At 41.6% G+C, this 16,848-nt stretch carries 16 protein-coding genes; 15 read left to right on the top strand and 1 reads right to left on the bottom strand.

Annotated features, from left to right (window positions below; translation table 11 throughout):
• The first annotated feature begins 2 nt into the window (after positions 1 to 2).
• Genes P5G49_RS12375 through hpaD form a run of 13 tightly spaced genes read left to right on the top strand, consistent with a single transcriptional unit; the run spans position 3 to position 13,060 of the window.
• The gene (locus P5G49_RS12375; RefSeq protein WP_301244190.1) at positions 3 to 1,226 is read left to right on the top strand and encodes a dihydrolipoamide acetyltransferase family protein; all 1,224 of its coding nucleotides are present in this window, start codon (positions 3 to 5) and stop codon (positions 1,224 to 1,226) included.
• On the top strand, positions 1,226 to 2,671 hold the full coding sequence (locus P5G49_RS12380; RefSeq protein ID WP_301244191.1) for a dihydrolipoyl dehydrogenase family protein: 1,446 nt from the start codon (positions 1,226 to 1,228) through the stop codon (positions 2,669 to 2,671). Before P5G49_RS12375 ends, P5G49_RS12380 begins: the two co-directional genes overlap by 1 nt.
• A gap of 36 nt (positions 2,672 to 2,707) precedes the next feature.
• The gene (locus tag P5G49_RS12385; RefSeq protein ID WP_301244192.1) at positions 2,708 to 3,694 is read left to right on the top strand and encodes an ABC transporter substrate-binding protein; all 987 of its coding nucleotides are present in this window, start codon (positions 2,708 to 2,710) and stop codon (positions 3,692 to 3,694) included.
• Positions 3,695 to 3,711: 17 nt separating this feature from the next.
• Positions 3,712 to 4,761, top strand: a complete 1,050-nt coding sequence (locus P5G49_RS12390) for an ABC transporter permease (protein ID WP_301244193.1) — start codon at positions 3,712 to 3,714, stop codon at positions 4,759 to 4,761.
• Complete coding sequence (locus tag P5G49_RS12395) at positions 4,739 to 5,533, top strand: ABC transporter ATP-binding protein (RefSeq protein ID WP_301244194.1); 795 nt, start codon at positions 4,739 to 4,741, stop codon at positions 5,531 to 5,533. Before P5G49_RS12390 ends, P5G49_RS12395 begins: the two co-directional genes overlap by 23 nt.
• Before the next feature lie 34 nt (positions 5,534 to 5,567).
• Positions 5,568 to 6,356: a fumarylacetoacetate hydrolase family protein gene (locus tag P5G49_RS12400; protein WP_301244195.1), complete on the top strand. Its 789-nt coding sequence runs from the start codon at positions 5,568 to 5,570 to the stop codon at positions 6,354 to 6,356.
• The gene (locus P5G49_RS12405; protein WP_301244196.1) at positions 6,353 to 7,111 is read left to right on the top strand and encodes a fumarylacetoacetate hydrolase family protein; all 759 of its coding nucleotides are present in this window, start codon (positions 6,353 to 6,355) and stop codon (positions 7,109 to 7,111) included. Before P5G49_RS12400 ends, P5G49_RS12405 begins: the two co-directional genes overlap by 4 nt.
• 19 nt (positions 7,112 to 7,130) lie before the next feature.
• Positions 7,131 to 7,517 carry a 5-carboxymethyl-2-hydroxymuconate Delta-isomerase gene (locus tag P5G49_RS12410; protein ID WP_301244197.1) on the top strand — a complete coding sequence of 129 codons (387 nt, stop codon included), beginning with the start codon at positions 7,131 to 7,133 and terminating at the stop codon, positions 7,515 to 7,517.
• Between the two features lie 29 nt (positions 7,518 to 7,546).
• Entirely contained in the window at positions 7,547 to 9,028 is a 1,482-nt protein-coding gene (hpaB, locus tag P5G49_RS12415) for a 4-hydroxyphenylacetate 3-monooxygenase, oxygenase component (RefSeq protein WP_301244198.1), read from the top strand.
• A gap of 37 nt (positions 9,029 to 9,065) precedes the next feature.
• Positions 9,066 to 9,557 carry a flavin reductase family protein gene (locus tag P5G49_RS12420; protein WP_301244199.1) on the top strand — a complete coding sequence of 164 codons (492 nt, stop codon included), beginning with the start codon at positions 9,066 to 9,068 and terminating at the stop codon, positions 9,555 to 9,557.
• 32 nt (positions 9,558 to 9,589) lie between these two features.
• On the top strand, positions 9,590 to 10,513 hold the full coding sequence (gene hpaI / locus P5G49_RS12425) for a 2,4-dihydroxyhept-2-ene-1,7-dioic acid aldolase (RefSeq protein ID WP_301244201.1): 924 nt from the start codon (positions 9,590 to 9,592) through the stop codon (positions 10,511 to 10,513).
• A 30-nt stretch (positions 10,514 to 10,543) separates the two neighbouring features.
• Positions 10,544 to 12,055: a 5-carboxymethyl-2-hydroxymuconate semialdehyde dehydrogenase gene (gene hpaE, locus P5G49_RS12430; RefSeq protein WP_301244203.1), complete on the top strand. Its 1,512-nt coding sequence runs from the start codon at positions 10,544 to 10,546 to the stop codon at positions 12,053 to 12,055.
• 21 nt (positions 12,056 to 12,076) lie between these two features.
• Entirely contained in the window at positions 12,077 to 13,060 is a 984-nt protein-coding gene (gene hpaD / locus P5G49_RS12435; protein ID WP_301244204.1) for a 3,4-dihydroxyphenylacetate 2,3-dioxygenase, read from the top strand.
• A gap of 149 nt (positions 13,061 to 13,209) precedes the next feature.
• On the opposite strand, the gene P5G49_RS12440 is transcribed toward hpaD, so the two are convergent.
• On the bottom strand, positions 13,210 to 13,536 hold the full coding sequence (locus P5G49_RS12440; protein WP_301244205.1) for a nucleoside triphosphate pyrophosphohydrolase: 327 nt from the start codon (positions 13,534 to 13,536) through the stop codon (positions 13,210 to 13,212).
• 162 nt (positions 13,537 to 13,698) lie between these two features.
• Here P5G49_RS12440 and satA point away from each other — a divergent pair, with 162 nt between their 5' ends.
• The gene (gene satA, locus P5G49_RS12445; protein ID WP_301244207.1) at positions 13,699 to 14,226 is read left to right on the top strand and encodes a streptothricin N-acetyltransferase SatA; all 528 of its coding nucleotides are present in this window, start codon (positions 13,699 to 13,701) and stop codon (positions 14,224 to 14,226) included.
• Positions 14,227 to 14,512: 286 nt separating this feature from the next.
• Complete coding sequence (locus P5G49_RS12450) at positions 14,513 to 16,633, top strand: transglycosylase domain-containing protein (protein ID WP_301244209.1); 2,121 nt, start codon at positions 14,513 to 14,515, stop codon at positions 16,631 to 16,633.
• Positions 16,634 to 16,848 lie beyond the last annotated feature (215 nt).

Below are 16,848 nucleotides of genomic sequence, written 5' to 3' on the forward strand. Positions count from 1 at the left end.
GAATGCTTGAAGTAAAGTTGCATGATATCGGGGAAGGCATGACAGAAGGGGAAGTGATCCATTATTTAGTCAAGGTTGGCGATACGGTTACGACGGACCAGCCGCTTGTGGAAGTGCAAACAGACAAAATGGTCGCTGAACTTACTTCACCATGCGCGGGTATCGTGAAAGAGATTCGTGTCGAAGTTGGTGAAACAGTAAAGGTCGGAACAAGCTTGCTTTCTATTGAATCGAATGAAGTTTTGGCAAGAGGACAAAAATCGCAAACCGAAACAAAACAATCTATTGAGGAAAATGCAACTCCTACAATAAAAGTTAGCGAAAAATCATCAGCTTCCATTCCTTTTCATCGCGTGCTTGCGGCACCGTATACACGAAAAATTGCACGTGATAACAATATTAATCTTGAAGATGTCCGGGCCACTGATCCTTCAGGAAGGATAACTGAAGAAGATGTTTTTCGATTCCTTGAGGGGAAAAAACTCACAATCGAATCGATTGCCGATAAGAAGCCGGAATTGACGGCTCAAGCGATTCCTGATGAAATCCCTTTTAGGGGGATCCGGAAGACAATTGCAGAAAAGATGACGAAATCGCTCTTTACAATACCTCATGTCACTCATTTTGACGAAGTGAATATGACGAATTTAGTTAAAATGAGAGAGCAATTGAAAACAGCGGGTGAATCGGTCAGTGTCCCAGCATTCCTGATCAAGGCGCTTGTCATTTCTTTGAAGGATTTCCCGATATTTAATGCTGAACTCGATGAAGAAAATGACCGGATACTCCTCAAGAAAAACTATCATATCGGAATTGCAACAAATACAGACAAAGGGCTACTTGTTCCTGTTGTCCATGATGCCGATAAAAAATCGATCAAAGAGATTAATGAAGACGTCAAAGCATTAACAGCAAAAGCGATTGCTGGTAAGCTACAACCGTTTGAAATGCAGAATAGCACGTTTACTGTGAGTAATGTCGGGCCTCTTGGCAGTACGGGTGCAACACCGATTATCAATTACCCGGAAACGGCACTTATTGCTTTCCACAAAACAAAAAAACAGCCAATCGTCAATGAGCATGATGAAATCGTAATCGGTCATCTCATGACACTTTCTTTTGTCTTTGACCACCGTGTTGCTGATGGCGCAACAGCTGTTGCATTTACAAATCGCTTTGCAAGCCTAATTGAACAGCCTCACAAGCTGATGATGGAGATGGTTTAATGGTTGTCGGCGAAATCAGTCAGGAAAGAAATCTGCTAATCATCGGAGGGGGGCCTGGTGGTTATTCTGCTGCGATCCGTGGCGCACAATTAGGCCTCTCAATCACATTGATCGAACAGGCTGACATTGGCGGTGTCTGTTTGAATGAAGGATGTATCCCTTCAAAGATCGTTACACATGCCGCAGCTAAACGCACAGAAATTACCCATTTGCAGGAACTCGGAATTGGAATCCCGGAAAACCAATTTGATTTCAAGAAGTTGCTTTCATATAAAGATAGAGTCATCAATCAGCTCAGGTCTGGTGTAGAAAGTCTTTGTAAGGAAAATAAAATTGAAATGATCCGCGGGAAAGTGACATTCCTTGCTACAGACAAAATCGGTGTGGAAAATGGGCATCAATTCGATATCTACGAATTTCAGCAAGTCATTATCGCGACTGGAAGTACCGCGGTTATGCCACCATTTTTGATAGAAAAAGGGGAAAGAATTCTCTTGCCGCATGAACTATTTGCAATCGAGGAAGTACCTGACCACCTCATTGTAAGAGGTAGTGATTATATTGCACTCGAAGCGGCTTCAAGTTTTGCAGCATTAGGCGCAAAAGTTAGTGTTGTAATTGAAAACAAAGCAGATTTTCCTTTTGATGAATCCGTCAATAAAGAATTAAGTCGGCTATTTAAAAAACGGAAAATCAAAGTGCATAAAGAGCTTCAATTCATCTCAACAAATGAGACAAAAGACGGGATCACAATGACTTTTCTAACGGATAAAAACGTGGAGGAGACGATATGCGGGTCACATCTATTCGTTTCAGGAACGAGAATCCCCAATTTGGAACCTTTAGGTATAAGTCGTTTCGGAATTGACCTAACAGATGAGGGTTTTATAAAGGTAGATGGAAACATGCAAACGTCGCTGCCGGCTATCTATGCAATTGGCGACGTGACGGAAGGTCCAATGCTTGCAATAAAAGCGATCAAACAAGGGAAAGCAGCTGTAGCCTCGATTGCAGGACAACAAACGGAAGTCGACCTGACGTTTATGCCAGTCGTTGCGCATACAATTCCTCCAGCAGTTTCCGTGGGGTTGACGGAGCAAAGTGCACGCGAATATGGATTGGTAGTTCGCGCAAGTCAATTTGCACTTGGCAGTAATGGGTATGCAACACTTTCGGGGAAAAAGGATGGATTCATTAAAGTGATTTCAGATGCTACTACTGAAATCATACAAGGTATCCATATGATTGGTGAAGGGGCAATTGAGCTATCAGGTTCCTTTGTGCAATTGCTTGAAATGGCCGCGAGAGAAGAAGACTTAAAATTCCCGCTTTATGCACATCCGGGCATCAGTGAAGGTTTTCTTGAAGCGGTTGAGGGAATGGTCGGACAGGCGATACATGCTGCACCGGTTAAAGAGAAGCGGCAGTCAATCATTTTCAAATAAACACCAAATAAAACAACCTGTAAAGGGGGAAGAAAGATGAAGAATAAGTGGAGAAAAATGTTGGCAGTTATTTTCAGTTCAGCTCTAATACTATCAGCGTGCGGTACGGGGGAAAGTGGAGGTAAGAATTCGGGAGCATCCTCTAAGACATACAAAATAGGTGTCACTCAGATCGTAGAACATCCATCACTCAATGCTGCATACGATGGTTTCAAAAAAGCTCTGGAAGATGAGGGGATTAACGCGGAATATGACGTGCAAATTGCTCAAGGCGATCCAAGTCTAAACACAACAATCGCTACGAATCTTGTCAGCGCTAACGTTGACTTGATATTTGCAAACTCTACTCCAAGTGCTCAAGCGGCTGCAAGTGCGACAACAGATATTCCAATTGTATTCACTTCGGTAACCGATGCAGTTGGGGCAGAACTTGTTGATTCAATGGAAGAACCCGGAGGCAACGTAACAGGTACGATCGATGCCCACCCCGATGCGATTTCAGAAACGATGAAATTCATCAAAGAGGAATTGGGAGCAAAAAAGGTTGGAATGGTGTTTAACTCTGGGGAACAAAACTCACGAGCTCAAGTGGACTCAGTGAAGGAAATGCTGAAAGATATGGATATGACAGTTGTTGAAGCGTCTGTTGCGACTTCAGCGGATGTAAAAGCAGCGGCTGAATCATTGATCGGGAAAGTGGATGCTTTCTATATCATTACAGACAACACAGTCGTTAGTGCATTAGAGTCCGTAATTTCGGTCGCTAATGATAATAAAATTCCAATGATGGTCGGTGAATTTGACTCAGTAAAGCGAGGCGGTTTAGCGGCATACGGATTTGAATACTTTGACATCGGATACGAAGCAGGGCAAATGGCTGCCAAAATCTTAAAAGGTGAAAGTAAACCTGCCGACTTGCCAGTTCAGATTCCACAAAAGTTGAAATTGATCATGAATAAAGAAACGGCAACTTTGCTTGGGCTTGACATTAAAGACGAATGGAAAGCTGAATTCAGTGAATAAATAGGGGGTGATTCTACATGTTTGCAGCTATATTCGGCTCTGTGGAACAAGGAATCATCTATGCAATAATGGCACTCGGTGTGTATCTTTCATTCCGAGTGCTCGACTTTCCGGATTTGACAGTTGACGGTAGTTTTGTATCAGGGGCCGCAGTGGCTGCTACGATGATTATTTTCGGATATCATCCGGTGTTTGCAACAGTAGTCGCGATTCTGATAGGGTTCCTTGCTGGATGTGTAACCGGCCTATTGCATACGAAAGGGAAAATTAATGCACTCCTATCAGGGATATTAATGATGATTGCCTTATATTCAATAAATTTACGCATAATGGGACTGACCTCAGAGAATTCCATAGGTAAACCGAATATCCCTTTATTGAAGGCTGAAACGATGTTTTCAGAGTTTAAATCGTTTTGGAGTCCTTTAGGCATCGACACCGCGATTAACAATTTTCTCACCATGGTAGGATTTGAAAACTTGCCTTCCACCTACGGTACATTATTCATCATGATCATTATCACCTTGATCATCAAATTTATCGTGGATTGGTTTTTGAAGACCGAGGTGGGTCTTGCGATAAGGGCCACTGGTGATAATAAAAAAATGATTAGAAGTTTATCAGCAAATACGGACACGCTTGTTATTGTAGGTCTTGGATTTTCGAATGCGCTTGTAGCGTTTTCGGGTGCATTGATTGCTCAGTATTCCAAATTTGCCGACGTCGGAATGGGAATTGGAATGATTATCGGCGGATTGGCATCCGTTATTATCGGCGAGGCGATTTTTGGTACTAAAACAATAGTGCGCACGACAATTGCCGTAATTGCTGGAGCCATCATTTATAGAGTTGTCTTAGGTCTTGCCCTTAGGGTGGACTTCCTTGACCCAGGTGATATGAAGTTAATTACTGCTGTCATTGTAATTGGAGCATTAATATTGCCACAGTACCTTGAAAAGAGACGGGAAAAAAGAAGAAAAGCGAAACGCCATGCTGAACGATTACTGGAGCATGAGCAGTTGCGTATGAAGGAGCGTAGTGCCCTTGCTAAAGCTCAATCAGATTAATATGGTGTTTAATGAAGCGACACCTGATGAAAAAATTGCTTTGGACCAAATAAATCTTACATTGAATACCGGTGACTTTATGACTGTAATCGGCAGCAACGGCGCTGGAAAATCCACTATGCTGAATGTGATTTCAGGCGCTCTTTCTCCTGATTTTGGAGTCGTAGAAATAGAAGGTAAAGATGTTTCAAGGATGCCGGAATATAAGCGTTCGCAAATGATTGGAAGAGTTTTTCAAGACCCGATGGCTGGTACTGCCCCATCGATGACGATTGAAGAGAACCTTGCAATGGCTTACTCCAGAAATAAAAAACGTGCGTTGAAAAAGGGAGTTGATAAAAAGCGGCGTGAATTATTCCGTGAATCTCTTGAAACGCTTCACTTGAATTTAGAGAACCGTTTGAATGCAAAAGTAGGAATGCTTTCCGGCGGGGAAAGGCAAGCCCTCTCGCTCTTGATGGCCACCTTTACCCAACCGTCCATTTTGCTTTTAGATGAGCATACGGCTGCATTGGATCCTTCACGAGCAGAACTTATTACCAATCTGACAAAGCAACTTGTTGAGAAAGATAAGCTTACTACGTTGATGATCACACATAATATGCAACAGGCGTTAGATTTGGGCAATCGGCTCATCATGATGGATAAAGGACAAATTATCCTCGAAATCGGGACTGAGGAAAAGAAGAACTTGACGATTCCTAAGTTAATGGAAGAATTCCAACGCATTCGGGGAGAAAAAATGACAAGCGACAAAGCATTGCTGTCTTAAAGTACATGGTAGGACTTCTTAAGGGGTGAAATGTGTGAAGTCTAAAATTAAAGTATTGGGATCGCAAGTTCTATCTTCTGTGGATGTCAATCCGGTTACGAATACCGTCACCCTTCTGGAAGACGAAGTAAGTCTTGATGATCTTCAGATTGACAACCCGATTACCGGGACGGTTTTCGGAACGTTATTAAACTATAAAGGAGAACTTGAAAGTTTGGGTGATGCTGTATATGACCAACCATATGGCTCACCGCCAATCGCTCCTGTCCTTTATATTAAACCGGCAAATACGTATAACCGTTACGGTGGATCGATCCCCATGCCGGAAGGACTAACAAAGCTAACAATAGGCGCAGCACTTGGATTAGTTATTGGAAAGCAGGCAATCGCTGTAGATGAAAAAAATGCCCTGACGTATGTGGCGGGCTATACAATCGTCAATGATACAAGTGTGCCGCATGATAGTGTATACCGTCCAGCTGTTCAACATCGGGCACGCGATGGATTTTGTTCAATCGGGCCATGGATCATTAATCGTCATGAGGTCCAAAACCCCGATGATCTAACCATTCGTGTATTCATTAATGAAAAGCTTCAACAGGAAAATTCCACATCAAATCTGATTCGTCCAATCGCTCGTTTGCTTGCGGATGTAACTGAATTCATGACATTAAGTCCTGGGGATGTGTTACTTGTGGGTGTTCCTGAGAATGCTCCATTAGCCCAAATAGGCGATAAGATCCGGATTGAGATAGAAGGTATAGGGAGTTTGGAAAATTTCGTCGTGGACGGAAAAGAAACAAAATGGAGAGATCTGTTATGAGGAGAGCGCGGATAGCTTATGGGGGAGCCATTCATGAAGCGGTTGAATGGGGAGGGCAACTCAAATTAGATGACGGTCGAATAGTGGAAGAACACGAAGTGATTTGGCTGACGCCGATAGAACCGCGAACTGTGTTTGCATTAGGTCTGAATTATGCAGACCATGCTGCAGAACTTGCATTTTCTGCTCCATCCGAACCACTTGTTTTCTTAAAAAGTCCAAATACGTTTGTCGGGCATCATGCATATACCCGTCGACCCGAAGATGTAACCTATATGCATTATGAATGTGAATTGGCTGTCATCATCGGCGAAACTGCCCGGAATGTAAAAAAAGCGGATGCCTACAATTATATTAAAGGCTATAGTGTCGCCAATGATTATGCAATCCGAGATTACTTGGAAAACTATTATCGTCCCAATTTGCGCGTGAAAAATCGTGATACAGGTACGCCATTCGGTCCATGGATTGTTGATGCAGCAGATGTGGCTGATCCCATGAAATTAAAATTGACGACGCATGTCAATGACAAACTCGTCCAGGAAGGGACAACCGCAGATATGATTTTCGATATCCCAACGCTCATATCCTATTTAAGCAGCTTTATGACGTTGAGTGAAAACGATGTCATTCTGACAGGTACTCCGAAAGGATCTGTCGATACAGCAGTTGGTGATGTAGTCGTCACGGAAATTGAGGGAATCGGACGTTTGGTCAATACCATAATCGGCGATGAGTTATTCACAAATCGGTAGTAGGGAAAGGGTGGTATAATTGCCCCATTTTATCGTCGAGTACACGGATAATATAAAAGAAGAAGCGAATATCAAAAAACTATTAGAAGAGATTCATAAAGTTCTTATTGCAAGAGACACTGTTTTTCCAATAGGCGGTCTTCGTTCCAGAGCGATTGAGTTAAAAGAGTATCGTGTGGCAGATGGTGCCGAGGATGATGCGTTTGTCCATGCGCAGTTGAAAATTGGAGCTGGACGCTCTGAAGAAGTAAAAAAAGACGTTTGTGATGCGTTATTTGAAGTGATGAAAGAACATTTCAATCCTGTCATGTCCAAGCGTTATTTAGCATTGTCAATGGAATTAATTGAATTTAGTGAAGCAGGTACTTATAAACAGAATAACATTCACACGCGGTTTAAAAAGTAAAAAAATTTATATAAATAGGAGGGAATCGCATGGGTGCACGTACAGGGAAAGAATACATTGAAGGTATTAAAAAACGGAATACGGAAGTATGGATCCACGGTGAGAAAGTGGACGACGTTACTACACATCCTGCATTTAAAAATGTAGTGGAGAGCGTTGCGGGTCTCTTTGATTTACAACATGAGAAGCCGGATAAAATGCTGTATACTTCACCGACATCTGGGGAAAAGGTAGGACTTTCATTTATTGCACCTAAAACGAAAGAAGATTTGTTCAAAAGACGTGAAATGCATAAAGAATGGGCTGCTTTTTCCGGGGGCATGATGGGGCGTTCGCCAGATTATTTGAACACCAGCATTATGGCATTCGGAACAGCCAACCAGTTTTTTGCGCAAACGGGCGGCGGAAGTGATCAATTTGCTAAAAATGCAGCAGATTACTATGAATATGCCCGGGAAAATGATATTAGCTTAACGCATACATTAATCCATCCTCAAGTGAACCGATCAAAGCTAACGCAATCAGAACAAAAAGATCCATTTCTCTCCGCACGGATTACGAAAAAAACATCAGACGGAATTATTGTGAATGGTTGTCGCCTTTTGGCAACACTCGGCGGAATCACGGATGAACTCGTCGTATTCCCCTCTACCATAAATAGAACACCAGGAACTATAGATGATCCATACGCATTTGCATTTGCAATTCCCAATAATACAAAGGGTTTGAAATTCCTATCCCGTGAATCTTTCGACTATGGGAAAAGTAAATGGGATCACCCGTTAGGCGCAAGGTTCGATGAAAGCGATGCAATCATTTCATTTGAAGATGTATTAGTCCCGTGGGAAAGAGTATTTGTATGTGAAAGTACAGATATCTGTAATCGTACGTATGCCGAGACGAATGCGGTTATACATATGACGCATCAAGTTATTTGCAAAAGCATCGTAAAGACTGAATTCATTTTAGGCGTTGTCGTCAGCATGATGGAAGCGATCGGTATCGATCAATTCATGCATGTTAAAGAAAAAGCGAGCGAAATCATGGTCATTTTAGAAGTGATGCGTTCCCATTTATTTAAAGCTGAACACAATGCGAAAATCGATCAATACGGTAATATGACGCCGGACTTTGAACCGTTAAATGCGGCGCGCAACTGGTTCCCGAAAATGTACCAGCGTATGAATGAAATCATTAAGATCCTTGGGGCTTCAGGATTGATGGCACTCCCAACTGAAGCGGACTTCAGCAACACGGACGTCGGCCCATTAGTACATCGTTACACGCAAGGTGCGAATATAAACGGTGAGGAAAGAGTGCAGCTATTCCGCCTGGCATGGGATATTACGATTAGCGCATTCGGAAACCGCCAAGCACTCTATGAATATTACTTCTTTGGAGATCCAGTAAGAATGTCGAATGCCTATTATGATGGATTTGATAAGCAACCGTATAAGGATATGGTGACAAACTTCTTGAATAAAGCAAAAAAAGAGGCCGGCATACTATAAGTGAAAGAGTTGTTGAAAGTGGGAAGGAGAATGGAGTATGGAAGATGTAGATCATGAGATAGATGATCGGTTGTTCAGAAATGTCATGGGCAGTTTTACGACAGGTGTAACGGTAATTACGACAGAGGTTGCTGAAGAAGTGCACGGTATGACAGCAAATGCTTTTATGTCCATTTCTCTTAACCCGAAGCTTGTTGCGATCAGTATCGGAGAAAACGCGAAAATGCTGCAGCATATAAAAGATGCTAAACAATTCGCGATTAACATATTATCATCTGACCAACAACTTCTATCGAAGCAATTTTCAGGTCAACTGGATCTAAAATCTGAAATTACGTTCGGATCCTATAAGGGTTTGCCGGTGTTAGAAGACTCGTTAGCGATCGTCACTTGTGTGCTGCATAGTGAATTTGTAGCGGGAGATCATACGATATTCATCGGTCATGTTACGGGCGTTAAGCTTGAAGAAAAACCCCCCTTATTATATAGCCAGGGGAAGTATCGCGAACTAAAAGAGCTTGAAGGGTAATTTGTGTAATCACTAAGGAGGAGTGGATTCTATTGGCATATGAAGAAGCTAAAAAGAGGTTAAGAGGTTCAATTTGTCCTGTCATTACACCGTTTACTGAAAGCGGTGAAATTGATGAAAAAACGTTTATCGAGTTGATCAACTGGCAAATTGATAGCGGTAGCCATGGGATTTCTGTTACAGGAACAAGTGGTGAGCCAAGTTCTATGACAATCACAGAGAGAAAACGGGTTATGGAATTAGCAAAGAAAACGATTGATGGTCGTGTGTTTTTTACGCCAGGAACGGGATCGACCAATCATGATGAAACAATGGAACTAACGAAATATGCTGAGGAAATAGGTGCGGATGCCGCAATGGTTATAGTGCCTTACTATAATAAACCGAACCAGGAGGCACTTTATCAGCATTTTAAAACGGTAGCAGATTCAGTTCAGATACCCATCATCATTTACAATATACCCGGTCGATCCGCTGTCAATATGGAAGTCAGTACGATGAAACGTTTAGTCGAAGATTGTTCGAACATTATAGGTGTCAAAGAATCGAATAAAGATTTTGAACATGTAAATCGTGTACTGCTAAATTGCGGAAGGGACTTTCTATTGTACTCAGGAATCGAACTACTTTGCTATCCGATGTTAGCAATCGGGGGTGCAGGATTTATCAGTGCAACAGCAAACGTTGAGCCGAAAAAAGTAGCAGAACTTTATAATGCATGGAATGATGGGGATGTTAAAAAAGCACAAGACCTTCACTTCGAATTAATGCCGTTGAATGATGTGCTTTTCAAGGATACAAATCCATCACCAGTTAAAGTGGCACTTGGCATGATGGGGAAAATTACACCGAAGCTCCGCTTACCTTTGGGATTGCCATCAGCAGAAATACAAGGAGAAGTCCGTAAAACACTTTTGGACCTTGCCATTCTATCGGAGGAAACCGCTGTAAAATGATTGATGAAAAATAGAAAATAGGTGATAAAGATGATAACAACGGACGAAAAGGTTTCTTTAAAACATGAAACACAAAAGAATATATCACTCTATATAAATGGGGAATTCACTTCCGCTGTAAGTGGGAAAACCTTCAAAAACATGAATCCGTTTACAAATGAACAAATCAATGAAGTCGCCGAAGGACAATCAGATGACATTGATAAAGCAGTGGCAGCCGCCAGGGAAGCCTTTGATAACGGTCCTTGGAAAACGATGAAACTGAAAGAAAGAATGGCATACATTTACCGTATAGCAGATTTGATTGATGAAGAAATAGAAAAAATAGCTTTTTTGGAAGCACTTGATACGGGACTTCCGATTAGCCAAACTAGAAATATGGTAAGTCGAGCTTCAGAAAACTTCAGATTTTATGCCCGCATGGTGGAAAATCGTCTTGTGGGAGAAGCCTATCAAGTGGATGATGAATTTATCAATTATACAATCCATTCGCCTGTTGGGGTTGCAGGATTGATCACACCATGGAATGCTCCCTTTATGTTAGAAACTTGGAAAGTGGCTCCTGCGCTTGCGACTGGTAATACAGTTGTTTTAAAGCCTGCGGAACTTTCCCCGCTTTCAGCTAATCTATTAGCTGAAGTGATTCATAAAGCTAATCTTCCGAGAGGTGTCTTCAATGTTGTTCATGGCTATGGTGAGACTGCGGGGGATGCGCTTGTCAGACATCCTGATGTTCAGCTTATTTCATTTACAGGCGAAACAAAAACAGGTTCAACAATTATAAAAAATAGTGCTGATACATTGAAGAGCTGCTCGATGGAATTAGGTGGGAAATCACCGATCATCGTCTTCGAAGATGCCGATTTCGATCGGGCTTTAGACGCTTGCGTGTGGGGGATCTATTCCTTCAACGGGGAACGCTGCACAGCAAACTCACGCTTGTTTTTACAAGAGGGGATCAAAGAGAAATTCATTGAAGCATTAAAGATTCGTGTTGCTGCGATTAAAATCGGAGATCCGCTTGACGCAGAAACGGAAGTAGGGCCATTGATCGATAAAGGACATTACAACAAAGTGAAAGGCTATTTGGAAATTGCGAAGGGTGAAGGTGCCGAAGTCCTTACCGGTGATATTCCAGCCGAATTCGTTAGAGGGAATTTTGTAGCGCCTACCCTTATACTGAATGCCGAAAATAGCATGCGCGTGGCACAAGAAGAAATCTTCGGACCTGTATTGACCGTCATGACATTTAAAGATGAAGATGAGGTCATTAAATTGGCGAACGACATCGATTATGGACTTGCGGGTTATGTATGGACGAATGATATCAAACGTGGCCACCGAGTTGCACATAAAATTGAAGCCGGAATGCTTTGGGTCAATGCTCAGAACGTACGCGATTTAAGAACACCTTTCGGCGGCTCGAAATCCTCTGGAATTGGGCGCGAAGGAGGTCATTACGGCTTCGATTTTTATACCGAACTGAAAGTTATTCATGTCTCGATTGAAGAGCATCGTATTCAGCAATTCGGAAAGAAATAGGGAAAGATAGGGGGGACATAAATGGATTTTTCAATCATTCGAATCGCTAGAACCGTGCTTCATGTAGTCGATTTGCAGGCATCCCGCAAATTTTATGTGGATGGATTAGGCATGATTGAAACGGAAAGTGATGAGAATCATATTTATTTAAGAGGTTTAGAGGAACATTCCCATCACAGCTTACTATTGAAAAAAGCGGAAAAAGCCGCTGTTGAAGTGATTAGTTATAAGGTTCAGAAAGAACAGGACCTTGATGAAATCGAAAAGCTTTTCACCTCACAAGGATTGAAAACAAAATGGTTGGCGAAAGGCCAACAATTTGCGTTGGGAAGAACCCTTCGCGTACATGATATATCAGGTATCCCATTGGAGTTTTTTGCAGAAATGACTGTCGTTGACCGGATGCTGCAGCGATATGACCACTATCGTGGAGCGAAAATTCAACGGATTGACCACGTAAATTGTGCAGTTCCTGATGTCCAAAAAGCCTATGATTTTTATGTCAATCAGTTAGGGTTTTCCTGTTCAGAGTATACGGATACCGAAGATGGAGACCTATGGGCGGCATGGCTTTACCGAAAGCCGACAGTTCATGATCAGGCTTTCATGAATGGCCCGGGACCCAAATTGCATCATTTCGCGTATTCAGTAACTGATCGGCTGAGCATACTTGACTGTTGCGATTGTTTAGCAAGTATGGGGTATGCAACCTCGATTGAGCGCGGACCTGGTCGTCATGGCTTATCCAACGCGTTCTTCCTATATCTGAGAGATCCGGACGGTCACCGAATTGAACTATACACGGGTGATTACTTAACAAGCGATCCGGACTTGAAGCCGAAACGTTGGGACTTAAATGATCCGCTCCGGCAAACTTTCTGGGGACACAAAGCCCCGGATTGCTGGTTTACTGAAACAAGCACCTTTATTGATATTGATACGGGTGATGAAATTGCCAGTATCGAGCCGTTATTGGAACAAAGAAAACCAAAAATCATGGCTTAGGGAGGTACCTGTGCATCAAACTATTCCGGCTATTCACTACAATTGTATAAAAATTCAATGAGAGGATTGTTGTAAAGGCTGTTGTATAATCTTCTTGAATATTTATACAAATTGGTTGAATTGTCGTGAATGTTTGTTGCACAGGTACCTTAGTCATTTTCCACTTCCACTAAAAATATCCGTGCCTCGAATCCGCCCCGTCTGACTGCTTTCTCCGCACGTACTGTTTCCAGCTCTTCCACCGTCACTCCGTGAAACTTCGCCGCTGAGTGGATTAATTCCATTAAATCTGCAAGTTCCTCGATGGCATCATCCGATGTGATTGCTGCTTCGTATTCCGCTAATTCCTCATGCATTTTTTTGTTCACTTCCGTTATGTATTGCTGGTCGTCCAATCTATATGTGACAAACCTTTTACCATCCAATTCTATAACGTTGGGTATCAAGTCACGCACAAGTTTATTGTAGATAGGCATATGATTTTCTCCTTTAGGTGGTTTTCTATATTTTAACATGTTCCCGCAACCCTTTAGTTAGTTGGATAACGATCAGGTAAGTACAGTAAGAAATGTTATAATAGCCTTATTCAGATTAGTAGTAGAAGTTAAATTAAGCGGGAAGATTCAAAGGAGATCGATATGATAGTCAAAATGAATCGAGTAAATATGAAGGATTTTAATGAGCCAAACGAAGACTTTATTGTTTTTGGAAGAATTGTTCCGACGTTTGTCAACAATGTTTGGAATTATACAGAAGAGCTATTTACTGAACCTTATTTCAAGAAGTATGAAGATGATGAAATTGATATGAGTTATGTTGAAGAAGAATCGAAAGCTGTATTTTTTTATTACGATAAAAACAAATGCATCGGTCGGATTAAAATTAGATCAAACTGGAATGGATTTGCGTTAATTGAAGACATTGCTGTTGCGAAAAATTATAGAAAAAATGGTGTGGGGAAATCGTTATTACATAAAGCTACTGAATGGGCCTTGGAGAAAAACTCTATTGGTTTGATGCTTGAAACGCAAGATATTAATCTTTCAGCTTGTCGTTTTTATGCCAAAAACCACTTCGTAATAGGTGCCGTTGATACTATGCTCTATTCAAACTTTCCAACAGCAAATGAAATTGCTGTTTTTTGGTACTATACGTTTAATCAATAGTTCCGGGAAGATGAGTTCAAAGTGCGGCAGACTGAGCTTAAATAAAGAAGTTACGAGGATATATTCCGGGGCGTGCTGATCGAACATCGGAAGCCGGAGGACAGTTTGCTACCCGTCCTGCATTAGGGCTCTCATTGAATTTCGAATTCTGTCAGAGCCTAACACTCAACACCTGCATGTTTATGTAAATTGGTTGAATTATCATGAATGTTTGTTGCACAGGTACCTTTACAAAAAATATGCTAAAATTGAGTGTTTCAAAGGCAAAGAAGAAGGTGGAATTTTTATGGGAAGAATGGAACATAAGCAACAACAGAAAAAAATGAATACAGGGAAGAGATGGCTTTACTTAAAAAAGCCTATCCGCATACTGTTTCTCTGTATCTTAATTGCGGCCATTTGTAGTCTGGTCATACTGAATGTATTAATTTCGTCGAGTGATGTGAGTAAATTAGAGGTAGCTGAACCAAGACCGACGTTTATTTACGATCGAAACGGAGAAGTCGTTAGTAAAATTTCCAATTCGAATATTGAGGGTGTTTCTCTAAATAGCATTCCAAAAGAGCTGATCGAAGCAGTCGTCTCTGTTGAGGATCAACAATTTTACAGACATAGTGGGATTAATTATTTCGGGGTTGTTAGAGCATTTACCCAAAACCTGTTCAAAGGTGAAGTTGTTGCTGGCGGCAGTACGATCACTCAACAACTTTCAAAAAATGTGTTTTTAACGCATGAACGTACATACTCTCGTAAATTCAAAGAATTGATAATCGCGAAGAATATTGAGAGAACGTATTCAAAAGATGACATTATGGAACGTTACTTAAACCAAATCTATTTTGGCGAAGGAGCGTGGGGAGTTCAACGAGCTGCGCAAGTCTATTTCGGGAAAGATGTAAGCCAGTTAACGTTAAGTGAATCTGCTACATTAGCGGGATTGATCAAGGCGCCAACTCATTTATCTCCTTATAAAAGCATGGAAAAGTCGGTGGCACGACGCAATATTGTTTTATCGTTAATGAAAAATGAAAAGTATATTAGTCAAGCGGAGTTCAATGAAGCGATCGGACAAGAAATAGAATTAGCCGATCCAACAATGACGGATTATAAAGGGAAATACCCTTATTATGTAGACCATATTATTGACGAGGCGGTCAACAAGTACAAGTTGACGAAGAATGAAGTGCTTTCTGGAGGGTTACATATCTATACGGAGTTAAATCCTGTTATTCAAGATGCCCTTGAAGAAGTTTATGAGGATGACCGTTATTTTCCTGAGAGTAAGCCCGATCAACTCATTCAAAGCGCTTCCGTCTTCTTGAATCCGAAGACGGGTGGAATTACTGCACTTGTTGGGGGCAGAGGGGAGTATACGCATGGACGCTTTAATAATGCGACTAAGCTTATTAGGCAACCGGGGTCGACCTTGAAACCGATTGCCGTCTACACCCCTGCAGTTGAGAAAGGCTATGATATTTCGGATTTGCTTATTGACGAACCTATTAACATTAATGGGTATTCTCCTAAGAATTTCGATCAGCGGTATAGAGGCCAAGTTACCATGTACGATGCAGTCGCTCATTCATTTAATATCCCTCCCGTCTGGCTCTTGCATACCATTGGAATTGAAAATGGGGTACATGCCGTAGAACGGTTCGGAATCCCATTGGATGAACAAGACCATAATCTTGGCCTTGCATTAGGGGGCTTGCACCAAGGTACTTCACCCCTGCGAATGGCCCAAGCTTTTTCTGCTTTTCCGAATGACGGGGTCATGATGGAGGCCCATGCGATTTTGGAAATAAAAGATTCGGAAGGCGAAGTCCTTGGAAAGTGGCGCGAACAGTCAGTGCGAGTGACTGAAGCGGAAGTTGCCCAGAAAATGACTTATATGCTGCAAAGTGCAGTCGAAGATGGTACGGCCAAGAAAGCACAAATTTCAGGCCTTGAAGTTGCCGGTAAAACTGGTACCACTCAGCTGCCATTCACAGGAGTAGATGGTTCAAAGGATCATTGGTTCGTCGGCTATACTCCAGACATCGTTGGTGCGGTTTGGTTGGGGTATGACAAAACAGATACTGACCACTATTTAACATCGACCAGTAGTTTCACGGTTCCGCCTATTTTCGCGGAAGTCCTCTTAAGATCAATCAGCGAATTACCAACGAAAAAATTCGATCTACCATTGATCGCGAAAAATAAAAAAGAGTTGGAAAAACAGAAGGAAAAATTGAAGGACAAAGAACGAAAACAAGAAAAAGAGAAAAAGAAACAAGGGAAGAAAGAAGAGAAAGAAGAGAAAAAACGACAGAAGGAAAGAGAGAAAGAAGAGAAAAAACAGCAGAAGAAAAGAGAGAAAGATAAGGAAAAGAGAGAGAAAAAGCGAGGGAAAGAGAAGAAGGATTAGTTTGGTACCCACTAGCGTTGCATAGATTCAATAACTTTACTCATTTTGTATTTTCTTCCAATTGGTTCATTTGAATAAATTAAAAAAAGAGAACAGGGCTGTAAGACGGCTCAGTTCCCTTTTTTTTACAATTTATTTAATTTATTGTTTTTGACTTTTTCTTTTCTTTGCTTTATCAATAAAATGCTCTTGATTTATAGGACTAACAATCGCGA

It is taken from the genome of Sporosarcina highlanderae (assembly GCF_030433715.1).
GTDB lineage: Bacteria > Bacillota > Bacilli > Bacillales_A > Planococcaceae > Sporosarcina > Sporosarcina highlanderae.

Excerpts from the sequence above, each read along its gene's own strand:
- P5G49_RS12375 (WP_301244190.1), top strand. The coding sequence starts at position 3 with ATGCTTGAAGTAAAGTTGCATGATATCGGGGAAGGCATGACAGAAGGG.
- P5G49_RS12420 (WP_301244199.1), top strand. The coding sequence starts at position 9,066 with ATGGAAGATGTAGATCATGAGATAGATGATCGGTTGTTCAGAAATGTC.
- P5G49_RS12390 (WP_301244193.1), top strand. The coding sequence starts at position 3,712 with ATGTTTGCAGCTATATTCGGCTCTGTGGAACAAGGAATCATCTATGCA.
- hpaB (WP_301244198.1), top strand. The coding sequence starts at position 7,547 with ATGGGTGCACGTACAGGGAAAGAATACATTGAAGGTATTAAAAAACGG.
- hpaD (WP_301244204.1), top strand. The coding sequence starts at position 12,077 with ATGGATTTTTCAATCATTCGAATCGCTAGAACCGTGCTTCATGTAGTC.
- P5G49_RS12385 (WP_301244192.1), top strand. The coding sequence starts at position 2,708 with ATGAAGAATAAGTGGAGAAAAATGTTGGCAGTTATTTTCAGTTCAGCT.
- hpaE (WP_301244203.1), top strand. The coding sequence starts at position 10,544 with ATGATAACAACGGACGAAAAGGTTTCTTTAAAACATGAAACACAAAAG.
- P5G49_RS12380 (WP_301244191.1), top strand. The coding sequence starts at position 1,226 with ATGGTTGTCGGCGAAATCAGTCAGGAAAGAAATCTGCTAATCATCGGA.
- P5G49_RS12405 (WP_301244196.1), top strand. The coding sequence starts at position 6,353 with ATGAGGAGAGCGCGGATAGCTTATGGGGGAGCCATTCATGAAGCGGTT.
- P5G49_RS12440 (WP_301244205.1), bottom strand. The coding sequence starts at position 13,536 with ATGCCTATCTACAATAAACTTGTGCGTGACTTGATACCCAACGTTATA.
- P5G49_RS12450 (WP_301244209.1), top strand. The coding sequence starts at position 14,513 with ATGGGAAGAATGGAACATAAGCAACAACAGAAAAAAATGAATACAGGG.
- satA (WP_301244207.1), top strand. The coding sequence starts at position 13,699 with ATGATAGTCAAAATGAATCGAGTAAATATGAAGGATTTTAATGAGCCA.